Raw genomic sequence first — 18,896 nt, 5'->3', positions numbered from 1 at the left:
TACTGGTAGGAGTCTATTTTTTTGAGCAAGCTATTTAAAGAGGTGAGAAAATTGATTTATATTATGGTCGGCATTGCCGGTATATTAGGAGCCCTTTCTCGTTATTATTTAGGTCTTACTATTCATGAATTTTGGCATCATACATTTCCACTAGCTACATTACTTATTAACTTAGCCGGATGCTTCTTACTAGCTTGGCTGACTACGTATATCGCTAAGCTTAACATCTTGCCTTCAGAAATTATCACAGGCATCGGGACTGGATTCATCGGTTCCTTTACGACGTTTTCAACATTTAGTGTAGAGACTATTCAATTGATCAATCATTCTGAGTGGAGCATAGCCTTCTTATATGTATCATGCAGCATACTTGGTGGCCTCATTATGTCTGGACTTGGCTATACATTAGGTGATTTCTTACTTAAGAAACATCTTACGGAAGGTGATCACTTATGATAGAAGCTTTATTAGTAGCAACAGGAGGATTTTTCGGTGCGATTACACGATTTGCAATTAGCAATTGGTTTAAAAAAAGAAATAAGACTTCCTTTCCAATTGCTACATTTCTCATTAATATAACAGGAGCATTTTTACTCGGATATATAATTGGCAACGGAGTCACTACAGGTTGGCAATTATTATTAGGTACTGGATTTATGGGTGCCTTCACGACATTTTCAACGTTTAAACTAGAATCTGTTCAGCTTCTCAACCGTAAAAACTTTAGCATATTCCTTTTATACTTAAGCGCTACTTACATAGTGGGTATCCTCTTCGCATTTCTTGGAATGAAGCTAGGCGGAATATAAAAAAGCGACTCTTATTAGTCGCTTTTTTCTATAAGAAATAAGTCCCCCCATATGGTATGGAAAAGAAAGTAGCTGGATACACATCATAATGTACAACTTGCATCGGAGGCTGTGAGTACGACATATACTGCCCTTGCATCATTTGTGCAAAATATGCTTGTTGCTGCATTTGAATCACTTGATTCACAGCATGGATAGTTCCCTGTGCCCCAGCCAAAGTAATAGCTGCTCCTATTCGTCTATCATTATAAAAATAATGATTCATCATGATTCAACTCACTTATTATTTTTCTTCCATATTATATGTTTCTATTTCATAGTAGGTGTTTTAGCTCATAAAATTCCATTTGCCGTAAGCTAATAACCTATCAGGCTGGCCCCACAGACTAAAGTTCTATTTTGTCTATTACTGCTTTTTCAACTTCGAAGTAATAACTTCAAATAGTAATACACCAATACCACTCAAGAACAATACATAACTTATCGGTACTAGGAAAAAGAAAGGCTCTACAAGCAAACCATTATCCGCTATTTTACTAGTTGCCCCGTGCATTAATAAACAAGTAACTCCTAACGATAGCAGTACGATAGCTAATAAAAATTTATTTTTCATAATATATTCTCCTTTAACTTCATAATTCATTTATTTGTATTCCTTTTTACTACCATCATAATAAATTCAATAAAACTATAAGTCAATATTTTTTTATCGTTTTTCAATAAATGATTATTGATTTGTAATTAAAACAAAAGGTTTATGAAGCACCTTAAATTGCCTCACAAACCTTTTTAATCATGAATATTTACACTTCAAACCTCTTACTTACTACAACATATATCGCACATAACAGCACGAATATCCCAGCATAAATTAACAAAATTTCTACACTAAACATATCAGCCAATGGGCCAAATAGTATCATTCCTAAAGGAAGGGCGCATGAATTAGCGATTTGTACAAGACTAAACATTCGTCCGTGCATGGAAGTTTCTACTTTTTCCTGCAATAACACGTTAACCGGTGTATTGAAGCACGGCATTGTTATACCAATTAAAAAGTTACATACTAAATACATAATAAATACCGGAGCGATCCCTAGTCCAATCATAAGCAGTCCATATAACGCACAAGCTAGCGCTGTTGTATGCATACGATTACGGAAACCACCCCACGCTGCAATCAATATGCCACCAGCTGCCGCTCCCGCACTAAAAGTCATCTCACTAGCAGTAAGTCTCCACATTTCTGCACCGAAAGAACGGGTTACCATTAAAGGTGTTAAAAAGGCAGCTGGACTTATTAAAATCATGACAATAATTAATAAAACGAGTAGCCTTTTAATAAATACATTTTCTTTTAAATAAGCAAAGCCTTCTTTTATGCCTTGTAGATTAGATTTTTGCTTACTCTCTGCATTTACATGTCTCTCCACTTGAATAATAAACATAATACTAATTCCGATCATAGCCGTAATAACATCAATAAAAAATGTCATTTCAATGCTAGCAATAGAAAGAATTGCAGCACTTGCTGCTGGAGAAAGAAACATAATTAAAGATGTAATACTGCTATTCATCCCATTTACTTTCATAAGGTAATCTTTCGGAACGATTTGTGGGATTAATGCATTCACAGCTGGCGTTTGTACCCCTGTCCCAGCTGAACGAATGAGTAGTACTATAAAAAGTAACCAAATACTTTTATATCCTGTTAAGAATAGAACTGCTAAAACTAACGTAGCAATTGCTATAACCCCGTCTGATAACATAATCATTTTTTTACGGTCGTAACGATCAATCCAAACACCTGCCAACAAAGAAATTGCGATTTGTGGTATGAAACCGCAAACAGTTGAAATGGTCAACATCATCCCCGATGATGTTGTAAGGGTGATATACCATATAATCGCGTATTGCACGAGAGAGGAACCGAACAACGAAATCGTTTGAGCGGTCAAAAATAATATAATTTTCGTTTTCCAATTGTTTTCACTCATACGTTTCACACCCCCTTAACTAATCCCGTCTCTATATGAAAGATACTATCTGCCCAATCAAGATAAAAACTTGCTTCGTGAGATACGAGTATAATGCTACCCTTAAACTTAATTAGTGCCTTTTGCAAAGCTTCCTTCGCTTCTGCATCTAAATGGTTTGTCGGCTCATCTAAAATTAAGAAGTTACAAGGTGATAGTAATAATCCGCACAGTTTCACCTTCGATTGTTCACCACCACTTAACGTACGAATTTCTTGCGAAACGTGCGTATCCTTCACACCACATGCAGCTAAATGATGGCGTATTTCCTTCCTATTCAGTTTAGGAAACTGTTCTGAAATAATTTGAAGCGGCGTTAAAGAATCATTGCTCCAATTTAAATCTTGCTCATAATATCCAATCTTTATTTGCTCTGAAAAGTGAAACTCTCCAGAAATACTAGCAATATTTCCAACGATTGTTTTTAACAAAGTAGATTTCCCTACTCCATTGAAACCTGTAATCACAAGTTTTTTCCCACCCATTACTGAAAAATTCAACTTTGGTAAGAGAGCAAAATCGTAACCAACTTCAAGATTATTTACTTCCAGAACTGTCTGAACTGAAATGGGAAGTTCCCGAAAATGAATAGACGGTTTATGAGTAAAACTTGGTGGCGCAATTCTTTCCATACGTTGCAACTGCTTTCTACGTCCCTGTGCTATTTTTGAATTGACCCCAGCAATATTTCTACGAATATACTCCTCCGTTTTTTCAATTTTCTTTTGTTGTGCATAATATTGACGAATATAATCTTTTCGCAAATGCTCCTTTTGTCTTACAAAATCCGAGTATTTTCCGTAATACTTCTTCACCGTTCCAAACTCTACATCACATATACAAGAAGTCACTTTTTCTAGAAAATCAAAATCATGAGACACGACAATAAACGCCCCTTCAAAATTCATTAAATAATTAGCAAGCCATTCAATATGCTCTTTATCAAGAAAGTTTGTCGGTTCATCTAGTAATAAAATATTAGGCTCTTCTAATAAAAGCTTTGCTAAAATTACCTTTGCCCGTTGTCCTCCGCTTAATTCACCAATAATACGCTCCATCCCAATAGCATCAATACCTAAACCAGCTGCCACCTTGTTTATTATGCTATCTACTGAATAAAAACCGCGAGCCTCAAGCTGCTCTTGTATTTCAGCTGCTTTCAATAGTTGATTCTCACCTCCAGTCATCGCACTTTCTTCATATAACTTATTCATTCTCTTTTCCATTTCAAACAAATCATAAAAAGCTCGTTTTAAATACTGTGAAATAGTATAGCTCCCATCAATTTCTGCATATTGATCAAGATGTCCAATCTGAATATTAGGTTGCCACTTAACACTCCCCTTATCAGAAATAATTTCCCCCACCAATATTTTCAGTAACGTACTTTTTCCTGCACCATTCTGTCCAACAATCCCCATATGTTCCCCTTTATGCAAATCAAAAGAAGCATTTTCGTATAATACTTTATCTATAAAACTATGTGATAAACTTTCAACTTTAAGTAAACTCATTTTTATTCCTCTTTTCCTGAAATTAAAAAAAGCAGAGAGATAGCGTCATTCGACACTAGCCCTCTGCTTCGTGGTTTTTTCCATACTAATCCAATTTACAGTAAAAGCTCATTGGAATAATATACACAAAGGGCCATAGACAAAGCATTGTCTATGGCCCCTTAATCTATTTTATACATCAGCTAAATAACCATAACGAAATAAGCATAGGTAGACTATACTTTTTTCAAAAATTATTCAGCCGATGAATATAGGGGATTTATACCCCTTGATTAAGCTCCGTACAACGCTTCACCGTATACATTTGTGCGGAGCAAAGTTTTCTAATGAGTTTTACAAATTTTATATAAAGCATATTCTGCACCTTCCTTAATACTTAAAAGGGATTTTAGCATACAGTTTTACGAAGCGTCAACATTACTTCCAAATCATTTAACTATTTGCTTTCAAAATATTGCTTTTGAAACATACACATTCTTATCGCATTATGATAGTTACCATCAACGAAAAACTCGTCTAGCAATTCTCCTTCCACCATAAATCCAACCTTTTTATAAACATGTACCGCTTTTTCATTTTCCTTATCCACCACTAAATAAATCTTATGCATATTTAATACAGAAAAAGCATAATCCATTGCTAAACGCGTCGCTTCCGCTGCATAACCATATCCTTGATAATTTGGATCAATAATGATTTGGAATTCCGTTCTACGGTGAATATAATCGATTTCCACTAGCTCGACCAATCCAACCATCTCATTGTCTTTCTCAACGATAAATCGGCGTTCACTTTGATCATGTATATGTTTATCGTATAAGTCTTGCAGCTCCACAAATGCCTCATACGGCTCTTCAAACCAATACGACATAATATGTGCATTATTATTCAGTTCGTGTACAAACTTTAAATCTTCTCGCTCTAATGGACGCAATTTCAATTCCTGACTCATTTCTATAACCTCCAAGTAAAAGAAACCTCTTCACTTAATTTCTCAATTTTTTTCAATTTCAAACGCCCTAATTTCATTGTAAAGTCTCAAGTGACTTTAAGGTCAAGATATAAAAAAAGTAGTGCAAACTTATGTGTGCACTACTTTCTCTTACTCTTACTCTTCTTCTCGTAATGTTTCTAACACTTCAATTGCCCATTCACACCAGTCGATGTACATTTTTGAATACCTTATTCCATATTCAACAGTAATATACTCTCCGATCACCTGTTTACGAATAGACGACTGATCCGGAAAACTATAATCTTTCCATTTTTGAGTTTCCCGCATTACATGTGTTTCTCTATCAATTACCTTCTGTAATAGTGAAATAGCTTCACTTACTGAAATAACATTAAAACTTGAGGCTTTTAATAAAAACTCATCCTTTATACGTTGAGGCTTCGTTTTCGAATGAATAATCCATTCAACAAGAGCCTTTTCGCCCTCTTTCGTCAAAGAATATATTTTTTTATTTGGACTTCCTTCTTGATAAATATATTCGAACGTAACCAGGTTATCCTGCTCCATTTTTGATAATTCTTTATACACTTGTGAATGACTTGAATTCCAAAAATAAATGAGTTGTTCTTGAAAAGTATGATACAAGTCATAACCAGTTTGTTCTTTTTTTGAAAGTAGTCCAAGTAATGCATAACGAATAGACATTCTAAATTCTCCTAACTGGACTTTTAAATTATGAATAATTTGTTTCAATTTCATTATATCGATTGTACTCCTTTTAATAAACCATTATCATAACCATATGACTATTTAGTCATATGTCATTTAACTAATAAGAGTAAAGGAGGATATGATGAAAAGGAATATAGTTCCGTTAATGATCGTTCAATTTTTCATCTTTTTAGGATTCGGTATGATTATCCCTGTTCTACCAGAAATCATTACAAATTTACATGTGCCGTCGCATCATTTAGGAATGCTGTTATCTTCTTATTCGCTCGCTTCATTCTTAACAGCTCCACTTTGGGGAAAGATTTCTGATCGAGCAGGTCGGCGTCCTGTACTACTAATTGGCATACTCGGGTATTCCATTAGTTTTTTCTTAACAGGTTTACTGATTAATAATTTAACTGGCTTATACATCGCAAGAAGCCTAAATGGATTGTTTGCCGGTGCATTATACACCGCTGCAACAGCTTCCATTGTCGATATGACAAATGAAACTGAGCGTAATCGTTATATCGGAATGATGGGTGCTTGTATCGGGATGGGCTTTATTGTCGGTCCAGCAATTGGCGGGATGCTAAGCCATTTTGGAAATGCAGTTCCGTTCCAAATTGCTAGCAATCTTCTTGTCATTTTATTTCTCTATACATGCTTTACTTTTAAAGAGAGTTTAAACAATGCAGGTGAAAAAAATGCGGGAAATCCATTTAAAAAGTTTATTCATTTACCAGCTTCATCAATCGGCTTGTTTTTCATTACTTTCACAATTTCTATGGCATTAGCTGGGTTAGAAGGTACCTATCAACTATTTGGCAAACAAGCAATCGGCATTACACCATTACAAATCGGCATAATCTTTTTAGCAAGCGGCCTAGTAGATGCATGTATACAAGGTGGACTCATACGCTACATTCGTAACGGAGATGAAAAACGCTACATTATAATCGGACAAATCATTTCTGCAACAGGCCTATTTTTAATCCCTTTTATTACGAACTTACTATGGGCCGGCATTTGTTTATCCATCTTCACAGCTGGAAACGCGCTCGTACGAACTTGTACTCTATCCTTTTTAACAAAACAAGTAAAAAGCGATCACGGTACCATTTCAGGCTTAAATTATTCATTTGATAGTTTAGGAAGAATTATCGGACCAATATTTTTCACAATGATATTTACATCACAAGGGGCAGTATCTTTCATAGTAGGAGGCATGATGACGATGCTTTCTATCGGATTCGTAATCCTATTTTCAAAAAAACAACATACATACGGGAGTGAACTATAATGCTTAATATGTTTTATCAAATTCACGCGGGATCATGGGCAATTCTTATCATCTTATTTATTATGAGTTACATGCTTAACAAACAAGAATTTACACTGTGGGGACAACGTGCCTTTTATGTTCTTATGCTAGGTTCAGGAATTGGAATGGTAGTCATTAAAAACTTCCCTGTCATTTCTATGATAAAAGCTGTATTCGCTCTTATCCTTATTATGTCGATGGAAATCCTCGTAGCAAGGAAAAGAAGAGGACAAACTCATACGTTATGGTGGGGCGTATTCGCTATCACGTTCATCGTTATTTTATTAATTGGATTTCATATTATATAAAGTGAAACTTTAATCAGTGGGGTTTTGTTCATCCCCCACTGATTATTAGTTGAACCAATCGGGCTTTTACGGGCAGTTGATCCCCCACCTAACTTCTTTGCTTCCTCTGAATTTTGAGATGGGGGTCTTACTGCCCGTTAATGCGGGATAAAGTAAAAACCCCTAGATTTAGGGTTTTTTTGCTACTCTTTTCTCAAATCTCTCATATTTGATATGTATAACGCAATGACTAAAACAAGAATTGCTCCTGCGTATAATAACGTCTCCATCGGTTCTTCATGAGATACGATAATTAAACGAATTAATGCCGTGATTCCGATATAGATGAAATAACGTAACGGGAAATGATAGTTCGATTTAAAATACTTAATAATTAATGCAATGAACTCGAAGTATAAGAAATAGACAATAATACTTTCAACTAACTTATATGACGTATACTTCTTCGCTGAAAATATGTATTGAATAAAAGTAATCGTCTCATTAATTAAAAAAATAGATAAGACAATGGATAATATAATTAACGCTATGTTTAATATCCACTGTAAAACGCTAGCTATATAATGATCGATATTAAACTTCATTTCACACTCTCCTTCACGTAAATACTTATTTATTATAGCAAAATTATGATTGAAACGAAGTTAAATCATATATTCTTCCTTTGTTGTCACCTGTATGGGGGATGTTCATTGTTTGGAGGAGTCTTTTGACCGCACAACTAGATTGCATATTAAGAAAGTCCCTCAATTTACTATTAGTAGTTATCGTTCCAAACAGAAGTGTGTAGTCTTGTAAAGCACGTAAATGAGCATGTTTAGACGTACTATTACAGTTTGAGCAACGCCATCCCTGTTTTTCTTTTAACATTGCTATTATAAAACATTCCTCACACTGCACGCCCTTTAGCAATTCCTCTTTTTTCACTTTATATTGAGCAAGAATATTTTGTCGCTGTGAAGAATGCCCATTCATAATTTTATTTATAAACCCATTTATATCGCTAATCACTTTTTCTTTATATTGATTTTTAATCTGTTTTATTTTATTAGGTAAATTTGCGCTGTGGATAATTTTACTAGAAAGTATTTCATCTGAAGTTTTAATAATTGTACGAGGTGAACTAATTACAATGAGGGATTCAATTGGAAGATTATATATACCATGTAGACTCAGCCATTTTTTCAGCTGCATCTCTTGCCGTTTTATTTGTAAAAATGGATCTGGAAAACCTTCTTCCAAGGTGCCATCTGATATTCTAATGAGCTGATTAAACTTGGCGTCGAAGATTAATGTACCAACAATATTTTTTATTTCAAGAAAAAGAAGAAAACATGAGGAAACTATGAGGGTATCAATTTGAAAATAATGTTTCTGATCAAACAACCTAATATCATGTAAAATACTGTATTCCGTTTCGGGTAAGAAACTAAGTGGATATTCAATCGACTGCTCTCCTTTATAGCCGGCCATAAATTTCGCTAGATTTTCAACCACCACATTTCTTTTTGAATGATGAGCAGGCAATCTTCTCAGTAGAGCTTCTAATTGGAGCAAATGTACAGGCATTTTCCGCTCTTTCACAATCATTTTTATCCCCCTCCAAAATATATCAGCGATTTTTCAAATATATCAGCGCAACTCCAATTATATCGGCGATTTTCGAAATATATCAGCGCAACTCCAATTATATCAGCGATTTTCGAAATATATCGACTTACCGACAAAAACCGACACAACAAACACTCATAAACATTATATCACCACACCGAAAATCGCACTGTAAGCATAATATTAATCCTCCCTCTTGATTACGACATTTTAAAAACGGTAAAATAACATTCACCGTATGTAAAAGAGCTTTTTTATAAAGTGAACTTTAATCAGTAGGGGGCTTACCGCTCGTCAAATAGTGGAATAAATGCAACCTCATATTGTGAGCGCTCAAAGCGTCACCAATAAATATCACAGGCAATCGTACAAAAAAGCTGCTGCCTATAAAATACAGGCAGCAGCTACAGTATACATTTTCTAACTAATAAACGGCGATCGGCCCATAAGGACCATTAATAATCTCTATTTTTGTTTCAAAAATATCCGTCAAAAGTGTTGAGTCCATAACCTCTTCTACTGTTCCAAAAGCAGCAATTTGTCCATCTTTCATCGCACAAATTTTATCAGAGTATTTAGCTGCAAAATTTATGTCATGCATGACAGTCAAAATTGTTCTTCCAAATTCATTAGCCGCACGTCTCAAATGTTCCATCATTTGAACAGAACGAGCGACATCCAGATTATTTAGCGGCTCGTCCAAAAGTACATATTCAGTCTCTTGGCACAATACCATCGCTACATATGCCCTTTGTCTTTGCCCACCAGAAAGCTCATCTAAATATCTATTCTCTAAATTAGTTAAATCTAGGAAGTCGATATATTTAGAAATGATAACTTCATCCTCTTTCGTTAACCTTCCCTTTGAATAAGGAAAGCGCCCAAATCCAACTAATTGTCTAACAGTAAGCCTCGTTACAAAATGATTTTCTTGTCGCAATATAGTCAAAACTTTTGCTAAGTCTTTTGATTTAGATTCAGAAACATCCATATTTGCTACCTGGATTTGACCTTCGTCCATATCTAAAAGTCTTCCAATCATCAAAAGTGTCGTAGACTTTCCAGCGCCATTTGGTCCAATTAAAGAAGTAAAGCCTGCTTTTGGTATTTCAATATCCAAAGGTCCTATTTTCACCTTATCAGTATAGAACTTTTTAACATTATCAATTTTTATCATAAAGCCCTCTTCCTTAAAACTATAGTTAAGAATATGATTCCACCAAATAATTCAATAATAACTGATACTACACCTTGAGCATTGAATACATGATACATTAAGAAGTATGCACTCGTCATAATCAAAAATCCTATAGCAAAAGCCATTGGGAAAATATATCTATGATCATAAGTTGCCGCCGCCTGATAACTCAAAGTTGCCACTAAAAAGCCGTAGAACGTAAGTGGTCCAATTAGAGCAGTTGAGATAGACATTAAAATAGCCACTAATACAAGCGTATAAATTACACTAGGTTGATATTTAACTCCAAAAGAAGTAGCAACATCCTTCCCTAGTGACAAAACATTCAAATTCTTAGAATGAGCAAAAATCAATGCTGCTACAACTATAATCATAGGAATTACAATAGGAAAGTATGCAGGATCTGCATGATTCACAGAACCAAATAATTTCGCTTGTAAAATATCAAACTCTGAAGGCGCAAGTAGCTTTCTCATGAAAGTTGACATAGAATTCAGTCCAGTGCCAATAATAATTCCAACTAACAGCATAAGTTGTAAATTTCCGTATTTACCAGAAAGTAACCATCCATAAAGTATCAAGCTCATGAGGACCATAACAACGACTTGAAATAAAAACGATCCAATTCCATTAAAATTGATTAATGCACTAGCACCAAAGAAGAATATTGTACTCGTATGTATCGCTGAATAAAGTGATTCAAAACCTAAAAGCGAAGGAGTAATAATCTTATTGTTCGTAATAGATTGGAAAGCAACTGTCGACAAGCTATGGCAAACTGCCGCAATAATCATTGCAACAATAGCTACTATCCTTCTCTTAACAACTGGGATAAAAGAAGGGGAATCTATCGGAACTGGATTGTTATACACTAAAAGTCCGTATGAAGAAAGGAGGCCTAACGCAATCAATGTTATCAGTACAATCCAATAGCGTCTTGCTTCCTTCTTAGAACGAAAAGCACTAGCTGATCTACTTTCATTATGAAGGCTAGAATCGACTTCGACATTTTCTTTATTTCTATAATCTAATGTGATCATCGCAGCCTCCTTGGTTTTCTTTTTCTCAATAAAATAGTAATAAACACGACTGCTCCCACTGATGCAAGTATTAAAGAAACAGGTAGTTCAAAAGGTTTTATAATTGTTCGAGAAATGATGTCACAGGCAGTTATTGTTCCCATTCCGATCACACACACCCAAGGTAAATTACTTCTAAGATCATCACCTCTAAACATGGAAACAATATTTGGAACAATTAATCCCAAGAAAGGTAAGTTTCCAATAACAGCTGCAACAATTCCAACTGCAACAGAGATAAGGCCAGTCCCAAAAAGAACAATTCTATTATAATTAACTCCAAGGCTTGTTGCGACATCTTCCCCTAGTCCAGCTAGAGTCAATCTATTCGCATACATAAAAATAAGCAAAGTAACGATAACAATCAGCCATAAATATTCATATCTTCCCACCTGAATGTTAGCAAATGAACCTACAAACCAAGTTTCAATACTTTGCGTCATTTGAAAAAGAAGTCCCATAAAAGTAGACACTGCAGAAATAACGGCTCCAAGCATCAATCCAATAATCGGGACAATTAAAGACGAACGAAGCTTAACTCTTCTTAAAAATAGAAAGAAAATCATAGTTCCTATAAAAGAAAAAATGATTGCACCAGTCATTCTTTGAACTAAAGTCGGGGCAGGAAATAGTAAATACACAAAAAGCAGGCCTAAGCCTGACCATTCAATTGTCCCCGTTGTAGTAGGTTCAACAAAACGATTTTGTGTAATAAGTTGCATGACGAGCCCTGCCATCGCCATTGCAGCTCCAGTAAGCATTAATGCCACTGTTCTCGGAACACGAGTGATGAAAAACATCTCCATTCCGTCCTCTTGTCCACGTATATCATAAACGCCAGTAAACAGTGATATAATCCCTAAAATTATAACAACTATAACCGCTATTATAAAAGGTTTTGTCCATATTTTATTGTGATTATAAAACTGGGGTTGAGAAATATTCTCAACCCTAGAAATCATATTTTTTGACACTGTTTCGTGCTCCTTTACACTACTTAGCTAAAGTTTTTGCGATATTTCCAAATAACTCTATATAAGTCTGAATTGATTCATTTGTGTAAGTATCTGCTGGTGCATAAATAACTTGTTTCTTAGAAACAGCAGTTGTGTTTTGAAGAGCTGGTGATTTAGAAATAACATCTTGAGCAGGAGCTGACTTAGCTGCATCAGATGTTGCAGCATCACGATCTAATACGAAAAGCCAATCAGGATTTGTTTGTGCGATAGCTTCAACAGAAACGTCATCACCTTTATGACCTGCAGTAGAATTAGCAACTTCTAATGCTGGAGTCCAACCGAAAATTTCATACATAGGTCCCCAAACGCGACCAGAGTGCGGTGCAGCAAAGCCAATATTTCCACCAGTAACGATAACACTCATAACTTTATCTTTTCCGTTATAAGCAGCTTTTGCTTTTTCAATAGATTTATCAAAATCAGCTACTAATTTTTTAGCTTCTTTATCTTTATCAAAGATTTTTCCTAAAGTAACTGTAGAGTCTTTAAGCCCTTTTACTAAGTTTTCACCTGGCTTAGTAGCTTTCTCAGAAACATCAACATTAAGATCAATAACAGCTGCATTTGGAACTAATTTTTTGATTTCTTCGTAATGGCTAGCAAATCTTTGACCAACGATTACAAGATCAGGGTTTGCCGCTGCTATAATTTCAAGGTTTGGTTCGCGGTGATTCCCAATATTTTTAACTGTTTTATCATTTTTATACGCTGAATCTGCAGGCATAATATCCTGTGGAGCAGCCGCTAATTTAATTCCCCAATCAGCTAAAGTTTCAAACGTTCTATTATCTAAAGCAACTACATTCTTTGGATTTACAGGAACAGTAACCTTTCCATGAGCATCAGTGATTTCAACCGTTTTTGGCTTATCACTACTATTATCTTTAGTAGCTTTCGAAGTTTCTTTACCTGAATCTGAGCAAGCTACTAACATTAAAGTGAAAATTGCTAGAATACTTACTAATTTTAAAAGCATAGTTTTTTTCATACGTATACTCCTTATTATGTAATTTAGTTCGAAAATGATAACATCGATAGATTAAATTAGACAGTAACTTTTATGTACCCAAACTGCTATTGATAATCATTTTCATTTGAATATCCTGTAAATAAGTATAGTCATTAATTCTGTGAAAATCTTGTGAATGGTGTGAATTAATAAAACCAAGCATAAATTAAATATGAAAAGTAACATTTGAAATCCAGCATGTTGACTAACTATGGTTTTCCCTACAAAACCGGCTCATTAATAGCTAATATTTTCATAATCCCTCGCCTGATAGAAATATACTTTTTACATCTTTTCATACTTCTCAAAAACTATTTGATTATTGATTTAAAGAAAAAAACGAGTAAAACTAAATGAAACGTTTTACTCGTTTTTTCTATTATCTTATTTCTATCATTCAATCATTGAATAACCTCTACCATGTATCGTTTGAATATATCTGTCTTTCTTCTCACACTTTAACTTTTTTCTTACATATCCAATATATAAGTCTACTACATTTGGATTTACGACTACGTTATGTCCCCAAACTTGGTTCAAAAGCATTTCACGGCTCAATATTGTATTTTTATTCTTAATTAAAAATACAAGTAAATCGTACTCGCGCTTAGTAAGTGAAAGATTTTTACCACCTTTTTTCACAATATTGCTAGATGCATCAACAAAAAGATCTTTAAACTGAAAAAAGGTTGTCTCATGTTGCTGGTTACAGTCACTTCTCCTTAAAATAGCTTGCACCCTTGCTACTAGTTCTTCTTTCGCAAATGGTTTTCTTATATAATCATCAGCTCCTGCTTGTAACCCTGCCACGCAATCCTTACTAGAAATATTGTCAGTCACAATAATGATCGGTGTCATTTTAACAAGTCGTATTTGTCTGCAAATTTCTGGCCCGGATATGCTTAATGAATCCCAATCTAATATGATAATATCCCAATCTTGTTCATATATTATATTTAAACCTTCGTTTTCATTGTGAAGTTTTAAAATGAAATGGCCTTCTTCCGTTAAACCGCTTACGATTTTCTTTGCTAAAGACCGTTCATTTTTAATTACTAACACCTGCCTCACCGATGGTTCACCTCTACTTCAATATAACTTAGTTAGATAAAAAATTATTTAAGATTTATAAATATTAAATCCCTAAAAAATCCATTCAAACAGCTTATTAGGAGAACTCTATATAATCTTACAATAGGTATGTATAGAAACACAAAACATATTAAGATTTAAATAAAATGATTTTATTAATAGAAACTCACCAATTGGGCGTTTACCAGCAGCTATAGTATCTACCTGCTTATCATTAATAACCACTTCTTCCTTTTCTGTTTCAGGGGTACCGGCTCATCCCCATCAACTTAAGCAGTTTATAAAACCACAAAACAAAAAGAACCATAACCTCACCAAACTGGCAAAATTATGGTTCATATCATACAAAATAAAAAACCACCAAATATGTATTGGTGGAGACGGTGGGAGTCGAACCCACGTCCAAAAATATCGGCACTTAAGCTTCTACGAGTGTAGTCGATATATTAGCATTTCGCGAACTCTTCAGCCTATCGACAGGCTTCCAAGTTGCTAGTCTGATTGTTCTCTTCCTTCGCCCTCAGACGGCGAACTCCGGCGTAGTCCACTTAGTTTGAGTCCCTTACCCTACCACATGGACGATGGAGGGAGGAACCTTTAGTGCAATTAAGCAGCTAAAGAAAGATTGTTTTGTTTGCCAATTATAGGCTTTGACGTTTTAACGAGGCCGATCCCCTCGACTCGCAACCTAAGCTCGAACTATCCCTGTCGAATCCGTAACGTCCCCATGATAAAAATGGAGCATACGAAGAAAATATCGTGATAGCTACTAAGAGCTGTTTTTCAATGTGCAACAACCTTACATAAGTTATTATAACATACGCGCGCCGTTTTACAAATGTAAATATTTGTATTACATCTTTTGGCGATCACGGAACGCGCGTGCAATTTCACGTTTAGCTTCTTTCTCTTTTAAATCATGACGCTTATCGTATTGTTTCTTACCTTTTGCTAAACCAAGTGCCATTTTCGCAAATCCATTTTTCAAATAGATTCTAACTGGAACTAGTGCGTATCCTGTTTCTTTTGAAGCACCAGCTAACTTCTCAATTTCTTTTTTATGAAGAAGTAACTTTCTCGTGCGAAGCGGGGCGTGGTTGAAACGATTCCCTTGTTCGTACGTACTAATATGCATATTATGAACCCATACTTCACCATTATGTACACGTGCAAACGCATCTTTCAAGTTCACGCGTCCAGCGCGAATCGACTTAATTTCCGTTCCTTGAAGGACAAGCCCTGCTTCGTATGTTTCTTCGATGAAATAATCATGAAATGCTTTTTTATTTTGTGCAATAACCTTACCTGAACCTTTTGGCATATAACGTCCCTCCTCTATTTTTACTATTGTAACAAATGTTGATAAAAAGCGGAAGTGGCTCGCTTAGAATCTTTGGACATTGGAACTCCCGACAGAGAAGCGCTTTTTGCTTCGTCCGAGGGAGTGAAATGGCCAACAGATTCTAGCCACTGGAGCTGGATTATACAAAAAGCGAAAGTGGCTCGTTCAGAATGTGAGGTGGATGGAGCTTCTGACCTTGAGGCGCTCTTTGCCTCTCGGGAAGAAGCGAAGCCGCCGAACATTCTAGCCACTGAAGCTGGATTCCAACAAAAAGCGAAAGTGGTTCGCTCAGAATGTGAGGTGGATGGAGCTTCTGACCTTGAGGCGCTCTTTGCCTCCCTGAGAAGAAGCGAAGCCGCCGAACATTCTAGCCACCAACAAAAAAGAAAAAGCCTCGCTTTCCATCAAAGCGAAGCCATCCTTTTCTTACTTACGCTTTTTCTTTTTCTTCTTGAATCCTGGTACGTTTTCGAAGAATGCTTTTTTCTTCTTGCCGTTACCCTCTTTTTTCCCTGACTGGCTAGCGGACGTAGATGCGGATGCAGATCCTCTTCCTTTCCCTTTGCCACCACGGTCAAATTTTCTACCTGTGCCACGTTCTCCGCCGCGCTCATTACTACGCTCGCTACGTCCACCGCGTTTCTTTCTGCCTGTTCTTGGCTGTTCGATAACGACTGGGCGGTCTTTGAACTTACGACGAGGCGTACCTTTCATGCCAACGATTTCAAAGTCGATTGCACGCTCGTCTTTGTTTACGTTAATAACGCGAATTGTAATTTCGTCACCGATGCGGAATACGTTACCTGTACGTTCTCCGATCATTGCGAAATGCTGCTCATCATAACGGTAGTAATCATCCGTTAAGTAGCTAACATGTACAAGACCTTCAATTGTATTTGGAAGCTCTACGAATAAACCGAAGTTTGTTACAGAGCTAATCATACCGTCATACTCTTCGCCAATCTTATCAAGCATATATTCTGCTTTTTTCAGTTCGTCTGTTTCACGTTCTGCTTCAACAGCACGACGTTCCATATTAGAAGAGTGCTCTGCAATCTCAGGTAATTTTTCACGCCATTTTGCTTGCGTTTCATTATCGACTTTACCGTTAATGATGTATTCACGAATTAGTCTATGAACAATCGTATCTGGGTAACGACGAATTGGCGATGTGAAATGTGTGTAGAACTCAGTTGATAAACCAAAGTGACCTAAACTTTCTGCATCGTAACGTGCTTGCTTCATAGAACGAAGCATTACTGTTGAAATAACTACTTCTTCAGGCTGCCCTTGAACCATTTCAAGAATTTGTTGCAGCGCGCGAGGATGCACTTCATTCGCACGTCCTTTTACGGCATACCCGAAGTTCGTTACAAACTCGAAGAAACGCTCTAGCTTATCTTCTTTCGGATCTTCATGGACACGGTACATGAATGGTACGTTCATCCAGTGGAAGTGCTCTGCTACTGTTTCGTTCGCAACAAGCATAAATTCTTCAATTAACTTCTCTGATACAGAACGATCACGCATAACAACGTCTGTCGGTTTTCCTTCTTCATCTACTAATACTTTCGCTTCTTTAAAGTCAAAGTCGATTGCACCGCGGCGCATACGTTTTTCACGTAGGATTTGTGCTAATTGACCCATTTCTTTAAACATCGGTACAAGCGGCTCATAGCGTTTAATTAATTCTTCGTCCTCATCTTCTAAAATGCTTCTTACGTCAGCATACGTCATACGCTCTGTCGTTTTAATTACACTTTGGAAAATCTCGTGCTTTACAACATCACCTAAATTGTTGATTTCCATTTCACAAGATAACGTCAGACGGTCTACTTTCGGATTTAATGAACAAATACCATTAGATAGACGATGTGGAATCATCGGAATTACACGGTCAACAAGATACACACTCGTCGCTCTCTCCGCTGCTTCTACATCAATTGGAGAACCTTCTTGAACGTAATGGCTTACATCCGCAATGTGAACGCCAAGCTTGTAGTTACCGTTCTCAAGCTTCGTTACTGTAACAGCGTCATCTAAATCTTTCGCATCTGCACCGTCAATTGTTACAATCATTTGGTCACGTAGATCACGGCGATCTTTTAAATCATCTTCTGAAATCGTTTCTGGTACACTGTTTGCATGTTCCATCACTTCTTCAGGGAACGCTAAAGGTAAGTGATGTTTATGAATGACAGATAAAATATCTACTCCTGGATCATTTTTATGACCTAGAATTTGAATAACTTCACCTTCTGCACTTAAACGATTCTCTGGATAGCTCGTAATTTTCACAACTACTTTATGACCTTCTACAGCGCCCATTGATGCGCTTTTTAATACGAAAATGTCACTTGTCCAGCGTTTATTGTCAGGTATAACAAATCCAAAGTTTTTCGATTCTGTATATGTACCAACTAATTCTTTCGTGCCACGCTCTAAAATGCGTACAATGGAACCTTCTTGACGCGAACCACTCGATTGGGAACTAAGGCGTGCTAATACTGTATCGCCATGAAGTGCACCGTTTAATTCTGTAGGTGGGATGAAAAGATCATCATCTCCTGTTTTCTTCTCGTCTGGTACAACGAATGCAAAGCCACGTGCATGTCCAATTAACTTACCACGTACTAAATTCATCTTTTCAGGAAGACCGTAACGGTTGCTACGAGTACGAATAACAAGTCCCTTTTCTTCCATCGTTACAAGTGCCTTTACGAAATCTTTAAAGCCCTCAGAACCTTCAATCCCAAATGCCTCTTCTAACTCTTGTATCGTTAGGGGTTTATACGCTTCTTCTCTCATAAATAATAACAACTTATCAATATGTTCTTGTATGATTTCTTCCAAGCAAAAATACCTCCTTTAAAACCTTATATTATTTAG

General features: G+C 36.1%; 20 protein-coding genes and 1 other RNA gene. 5 read left to right on the top strand and 16 right to left on the bottom strand.

All coding sequences use genetic code 11. The features are described 5' to 3' along the window. Nucleotides 1-51 precede the first annotated feature (51 nt). Nucleotides 52-456, top strand: coding sequence for a fluoride efflux transporter CrcB (gene crcB, locus ACTFSI_RS19265; RefSeq protein WP_041184155.1), 405 nt, complete (start codon nucleotides 52-54; stop codon nucleotides 454-456). Next, on the top strand, nucleotides 453-809 hold the full coding sequence (gene crcB / locus ACTFSI_RS19260) for a fluoride efflux transporter CrcB (RefSeq protein ID WP_000568594.1): 357 nt from the start codon (nucleotides 453-455) through the stop codon (nucleotides 807-809). The genes crcB (ACTFSI_RS19265) and crcB (ACTFSI_RS19260) overlap by 4 nt, the downstream gene beginning before the upstream one ends. 28 nt (nucleotides 810-837) lie before the next feature. On the opposite strand, the gene ACTFSI_RS19255 is transcribed toward crcB (ACTFSI_RS19260), so the two are convergent. The 6 genes from ACTFSI_RS19255 to ACTFSI_RS19230 all read right to left on the bottom strand — a co-directional run bounded on the left by ACTFSI_RS19255 (nucleotide 838) and on the right by ACTFSI_RS19230 (nucleotide 6,019). Continuing rightward, nucleotides 838-1,077, bottom strand: coding sequence for a DUF3947 family protein (locus ACTFSI_RS19255; RefSeq protein ID WP_000980951.1), 240 nt, complete (start codon nucleotides 1,075-1,077; stop codon nucleotides 838-840). 138 nt (nucleotides 1,078-1,215) lie between these two features. Then, nucleotides 1,216-1,422 carry a DUF3955 domain-containing protein gene (locus ACTFSI_RS19250; RefSeq protein ID WP_001995599.1) on the bottom strand — a complete coding sequence of 69 codons (207 nt, stop codon included), beginning with the start codon at nucleotides 1,420-1,422 and terminating at the stop codon, nucleotides 1,216-1,218. A 190-nt stretch (nucleotides 1,423-1,612) separates the two neighbouring features. Further along, a complete protein-coding gene (locus tag ACTFSI_RS19245) occupies nucleotides 1,613-2,806 on the bottom strand; it encodes an MFS transporter (RefSeq protein WP_044791173.1) in 1,194 nt (397 codons plus the stop codon). A gap of 5 nt (nucleotides 2,807-2,811) precedes the next feature. Then, nucleotides 2,812-4,359 (bottom strand): ABC-F family ATP-binding cassette domain-containing protein, encoded by a 1,548-nt coding sequence (locus ACTFSI_RS19240; protein ID WP_440045566.1) that lies wholly within the window; start codon nucleotides 4,357-4,359, stop codon nucleotides 2,812-2,814. Nucleotides 4,360-4,795: 436 nt separating this feature from the next. Continuing rightward, on the bottom strand, nucleotides 4,796-5,311 hold the full coding sequence (speG, locus tag ACTFSI_RS19235; protein ID WP_000076826.1) for a spermidine N1-acetyltransferase: 516 nt from the start codon (nucleotides 5,309-5,311) through the stop codon (nucleotides 4,796-4,798). 156 nt (nucleotides 5,312-5,467) lie between these two features. After that, a complete protein-coding gene (locus ACTFSI_RS19230; protein ID WP_000027915.1) occupies nucleotides 5,468-6,019 on the bottom strand; it encodes a PadR family transcriptional regulator in 552 nt (183 codons plus the stop codon). A 148-nt stretch (nucleotides 6,020-6,167) separates the two neighbouring features. Here ACTFSI_RS19230 and ACTFSI_RS19225 point away from each other — a divergent pair, with 148 nt between their 5' ends. Both ACTFSI_RS19225 and ACTFSI_RS19220 read left to right on the top strand, forming a co-directional pair. After that, nucleotides 6,168-7,328 carry an MFS transporter gene (locus tag ACTFSI_RS19225; protein WP_440045565.1) on the top strand — a complete coding sequence of 387 codons (1,161 nt, stop codon included), beginning with the start codon at nucleotides 6,168-6,170 and terminating at the stop codon, nucleotides 7,326-7,328. Beyond that, complete coding sequence (locus ACTFSI_RS19220; RefSeq protein ID WP_000933661.1) at nucleotides 7,328-7,657, top strand: DUF1516 family protein; 330 nt, start codon at nucleotides 7,328-7,330, stop codon at nucleotides 7,655-7,657. Before ACTFSI_RS19225 ends, ACTFSI_RS19220 begins: the two co-directional genes overlap by 1 nt. Before the next feature lie 182 nt (nucleotides 7,658-7,839). Here the strand turns inward: ACTFSI_RS19220 and psiE are convergent, their stop codons facing one another. From psiE to smpB, 9 genes are all read right to left on the bottom strand, one after another. Beyond that, entirely contained in the window at nucleotides 7,840-8,241 is a 402-nt protein-coding gene (psiE, locus tag ACTFSI_RS19215; RefSeq protein WP_042876014.1) for a phosphate-starvation-inducible protein PsiE, read from the bottom strand. A gap of 43 nt (nucleotides 8,242-8,284) precedes the next feature. Then, nucleotides 8,285-9,247, bottom strand: a complete 963-nt coding sequence (locus tag ACTFSI_RS19210) for a nuclease-related domain-containing protein (RefSeq protein ID WP_440045564.1) — start codon at nucleotides 9,245-9,247, stop codon at nucleotides 8,285-8,287. 445 nt (nucleotides 9,248-9,692) lie between these two features. Further along, nucleotides 9,693-10,445: an iron ABC transporter ATP-binding protein gene (locus tag ACTFSI_RS19205; protein WP_000590067.1), complete on the bottom strand. Its 753-nt coding sequence runs from the start codon at nucleotides 10,443-10,445 to the stop codon at nucleotides 9,693-9,695. Beyond that, a complete protein-coding gene (locus ACTFSI_RS19200) occupies nucleotides 10,442-11,506 on the bottom strand; it encodes an iron chelate uptake ABC transporter family permease subunit (RefSeq protein WP_440045563.1) in 1,065 nt (354 codons plus the stop codon). The genes ACTFSI_RS19205 and ACTFSI_RS19200 overlap by 4 nt, the downstream gene beginning before the upstream one ends. Then, entirely contained in the window at nucleotides 11,503-12,519 is a 1,017-nt protein-coding gene (locus tag ACTFSI_RS19195) for an ABC transporter permease (RefSeq protein WP_000042069.1), read from the bottom strand. The genes ACTFSI_RS19200 and ACTFSI_RS19195 overlap by 4 nt, the downstream gene beginning before the upstream one ends. A gap of 19 nt (nucleotides 12,520-12,538) precedes the next feature. Then, nucleotides 12,539-13,552, bottom strand: coding sequence for a siderophore ABC transporter substrate-binding protein (locus ACTFSI_RS19190; protein WP_000753446.1), 1,014 nt, complete (start codon nucleotides 13,550-13,552; stop codon nucleotides 12,539-12,541). Between the two features lie 414 nt (nucleotides 13,553-13,966). Next, complete coding sequence (locus tag ACTFSI_RS19185; protein ID WP_001250246.1) at nucleotides 13,967-14,644, bottom strand: response regulator transcription factor; 678 nt, start codon at nucleotides 14,642-14,644, stop codon at nucleotides 13,967-13,969. Between the two features lie 393 nt (nucleotides 14,645-15,037). Then, nucleotides 15,038-15,392: a transfer-messenger RNA gene (gene ssrA, locus ACTFSI_RS19180) on the bottom strand. 126 nt (nucleotides 15,393-15,518) lie between these two features. Then, the gene (gene smpB, locus ACTFSI_RS19175; RefSeq protein ID WP_440045562.1) at nucleotides 15,519-15,986 is read right to left on the bottom strand and encodes an SsrA-binding protein; all 468 of its coding nucleotides are present in this window, start codon (nucleotides 15,984-15,986) and stop codon (nucleotides 15,519-15,521) included. 72 nt (nucleotides 15,987-16,058) lie between these two features. On the opposite strand from smpB, the gene ACTFSI_RS19170 reads away from it, so the two are divergent. After that, nucleotides 16,059-16,523, top strand: coding sequence for a hypothetical protein (locus ACTFSI_RS19170; RefSeq protein WP_041184156.1), 465 nt, complete (start codon nucleotides 16,059-16,061; stop codon nucleotides 16,521-16,523). On the opposite strand, the gene rnr is transcribed toward ACTFSI_RS19170, so the two are convergent. After that, nucleotides 16,434-18,860, bottom strand: a complete 2,427-nt coding sequence (rnr, locus tag ACTFSI_RS19165) for a ribonuclease R (RefSeq protein ID WP_138320768.1) — start codon at nucleotides 18,858-18,860, stop codon at nucleotides 16,434-16,436. The two genes, ACTFSI_RS19170 and rnr, sit on opposite strands and share 90 nt — an antisense overlap. Nucleotides 18,861-18,896 lie beyond the last annotated feature (36 nt).

The organism is Bacillus cereus group sp. MYBK101-2 (assembly GCF_051918845.1).
GTDB classification, from domain to species: domain Bacteria; phylum Bacillota; class Bacilli; order Bacillales; family Bacillaceae_G; genus Bacillus_A; species Bacillus_A paranthracis.
Note: the sequence above shows the minus strand (reverse complement) of the source record. Positions and strands in the feature narration are given on the sequence as shown.

Coding starts and splice junctions, on each gene's coding strand:
- crcB (WP_000568594.1), top strand. CDS start 453: ATGATAGAAGCTTTATTAGTAGCAACAGGAGGATTTTTCGGTGCGATT.
- ACTFSI_RS19255 (WP_000980951.1), bottom strand. CDS start 1,077: ATGATGAATCATTATTTTTATAATGATAGACGAATAGGAGCAGCTATT.
- ACTFSI_RS19250 (WP_001995599.1), bottom strand. CDS start 1,422: ATGAAAAATAAATTTTTATTAGCTATCGTACTGCTATCGTTAGGAGTT.
- ACTFSI_RS19245 (WP_044791173.1), bottom strand. CDS start 2,806: ATGAGTGAAAACAATTGGAAAACGAAAATTATATTATTTTTGACCGCT.
- ACTFSI_RS19240 (WP_440045566.1), bottom strand. CDS start 4,359: ATGAGTTTACTTAAAGTTGAAAGTTTATCACATAGTTTTATAGATAAA.
- speG (WP_000076826.1), bottom strand. CDS start 5,311: ATGAGTCAGGAATTGAAATTGCGTCCATTAGAGCGAGAAGATTTAAAG.
- ACTFSI_RS19230 (WP_000027915.1), bottom strand. CDS start 6,019: ATGTCTATTCGTTATGCATTACTTGGACTACTTTCAAAAAAAGAACAA.
- ACTFSI_RS19225 (WP_440045565.1), top strand. CDS start 6,168: ATGAAAAGGAATATAGTTCCGTTAATGATCGTTCAATTTTTCATCTTT.
- ACTFSI_RS19220 (WP_000933661.1), top strand. CDS start 7,328: ATGCTTAATATGTTTTATCAAATTCACGCGGGATCATGGGCAATTCTT.
- psiE (WP_042876014.1), bottom strand. CDS start 8,241: ATGAAGTTTAATATCGATCATTATATAGCTAGCGTTTTACAGTGGATA.
- ACTFSI_RS19210 (WP_440045564.1), bottom strand. CDS start 9,247: ATGATTGTGAAAGAGCGGAAAATGCCTGTACATTTGCTCCAATTAGAA.
- ACTFSI_RS19205 (WP_000590067.1), bottom strand. CDS start 10,445: ATGATAAAAATTGATAATGTTAAAAAGTTCTATACTGATAAGGTGAAA.
- ACTFSI_RS19200 (WP_440045563.1), bottom strand. CDS start 11,506: ATGATCACATTAGATTATAGAAATAAAGAAAATGTCGAAGTCGATTCT.
- ACTFSI_RS19190 (WP_000753446.1), bottom strand. CDS start 13,552: ATGAAAAAAACTATGCTTTTAAAATTAGTAAGTATTCTAGCAATTTTC.
- smpB (WP_440045562.1), bottom strand. CDS start 15,986: ATGCCAAAAGGTTCAGGTAAGGTTATTGCACAAAATAAAAAAGCATTT.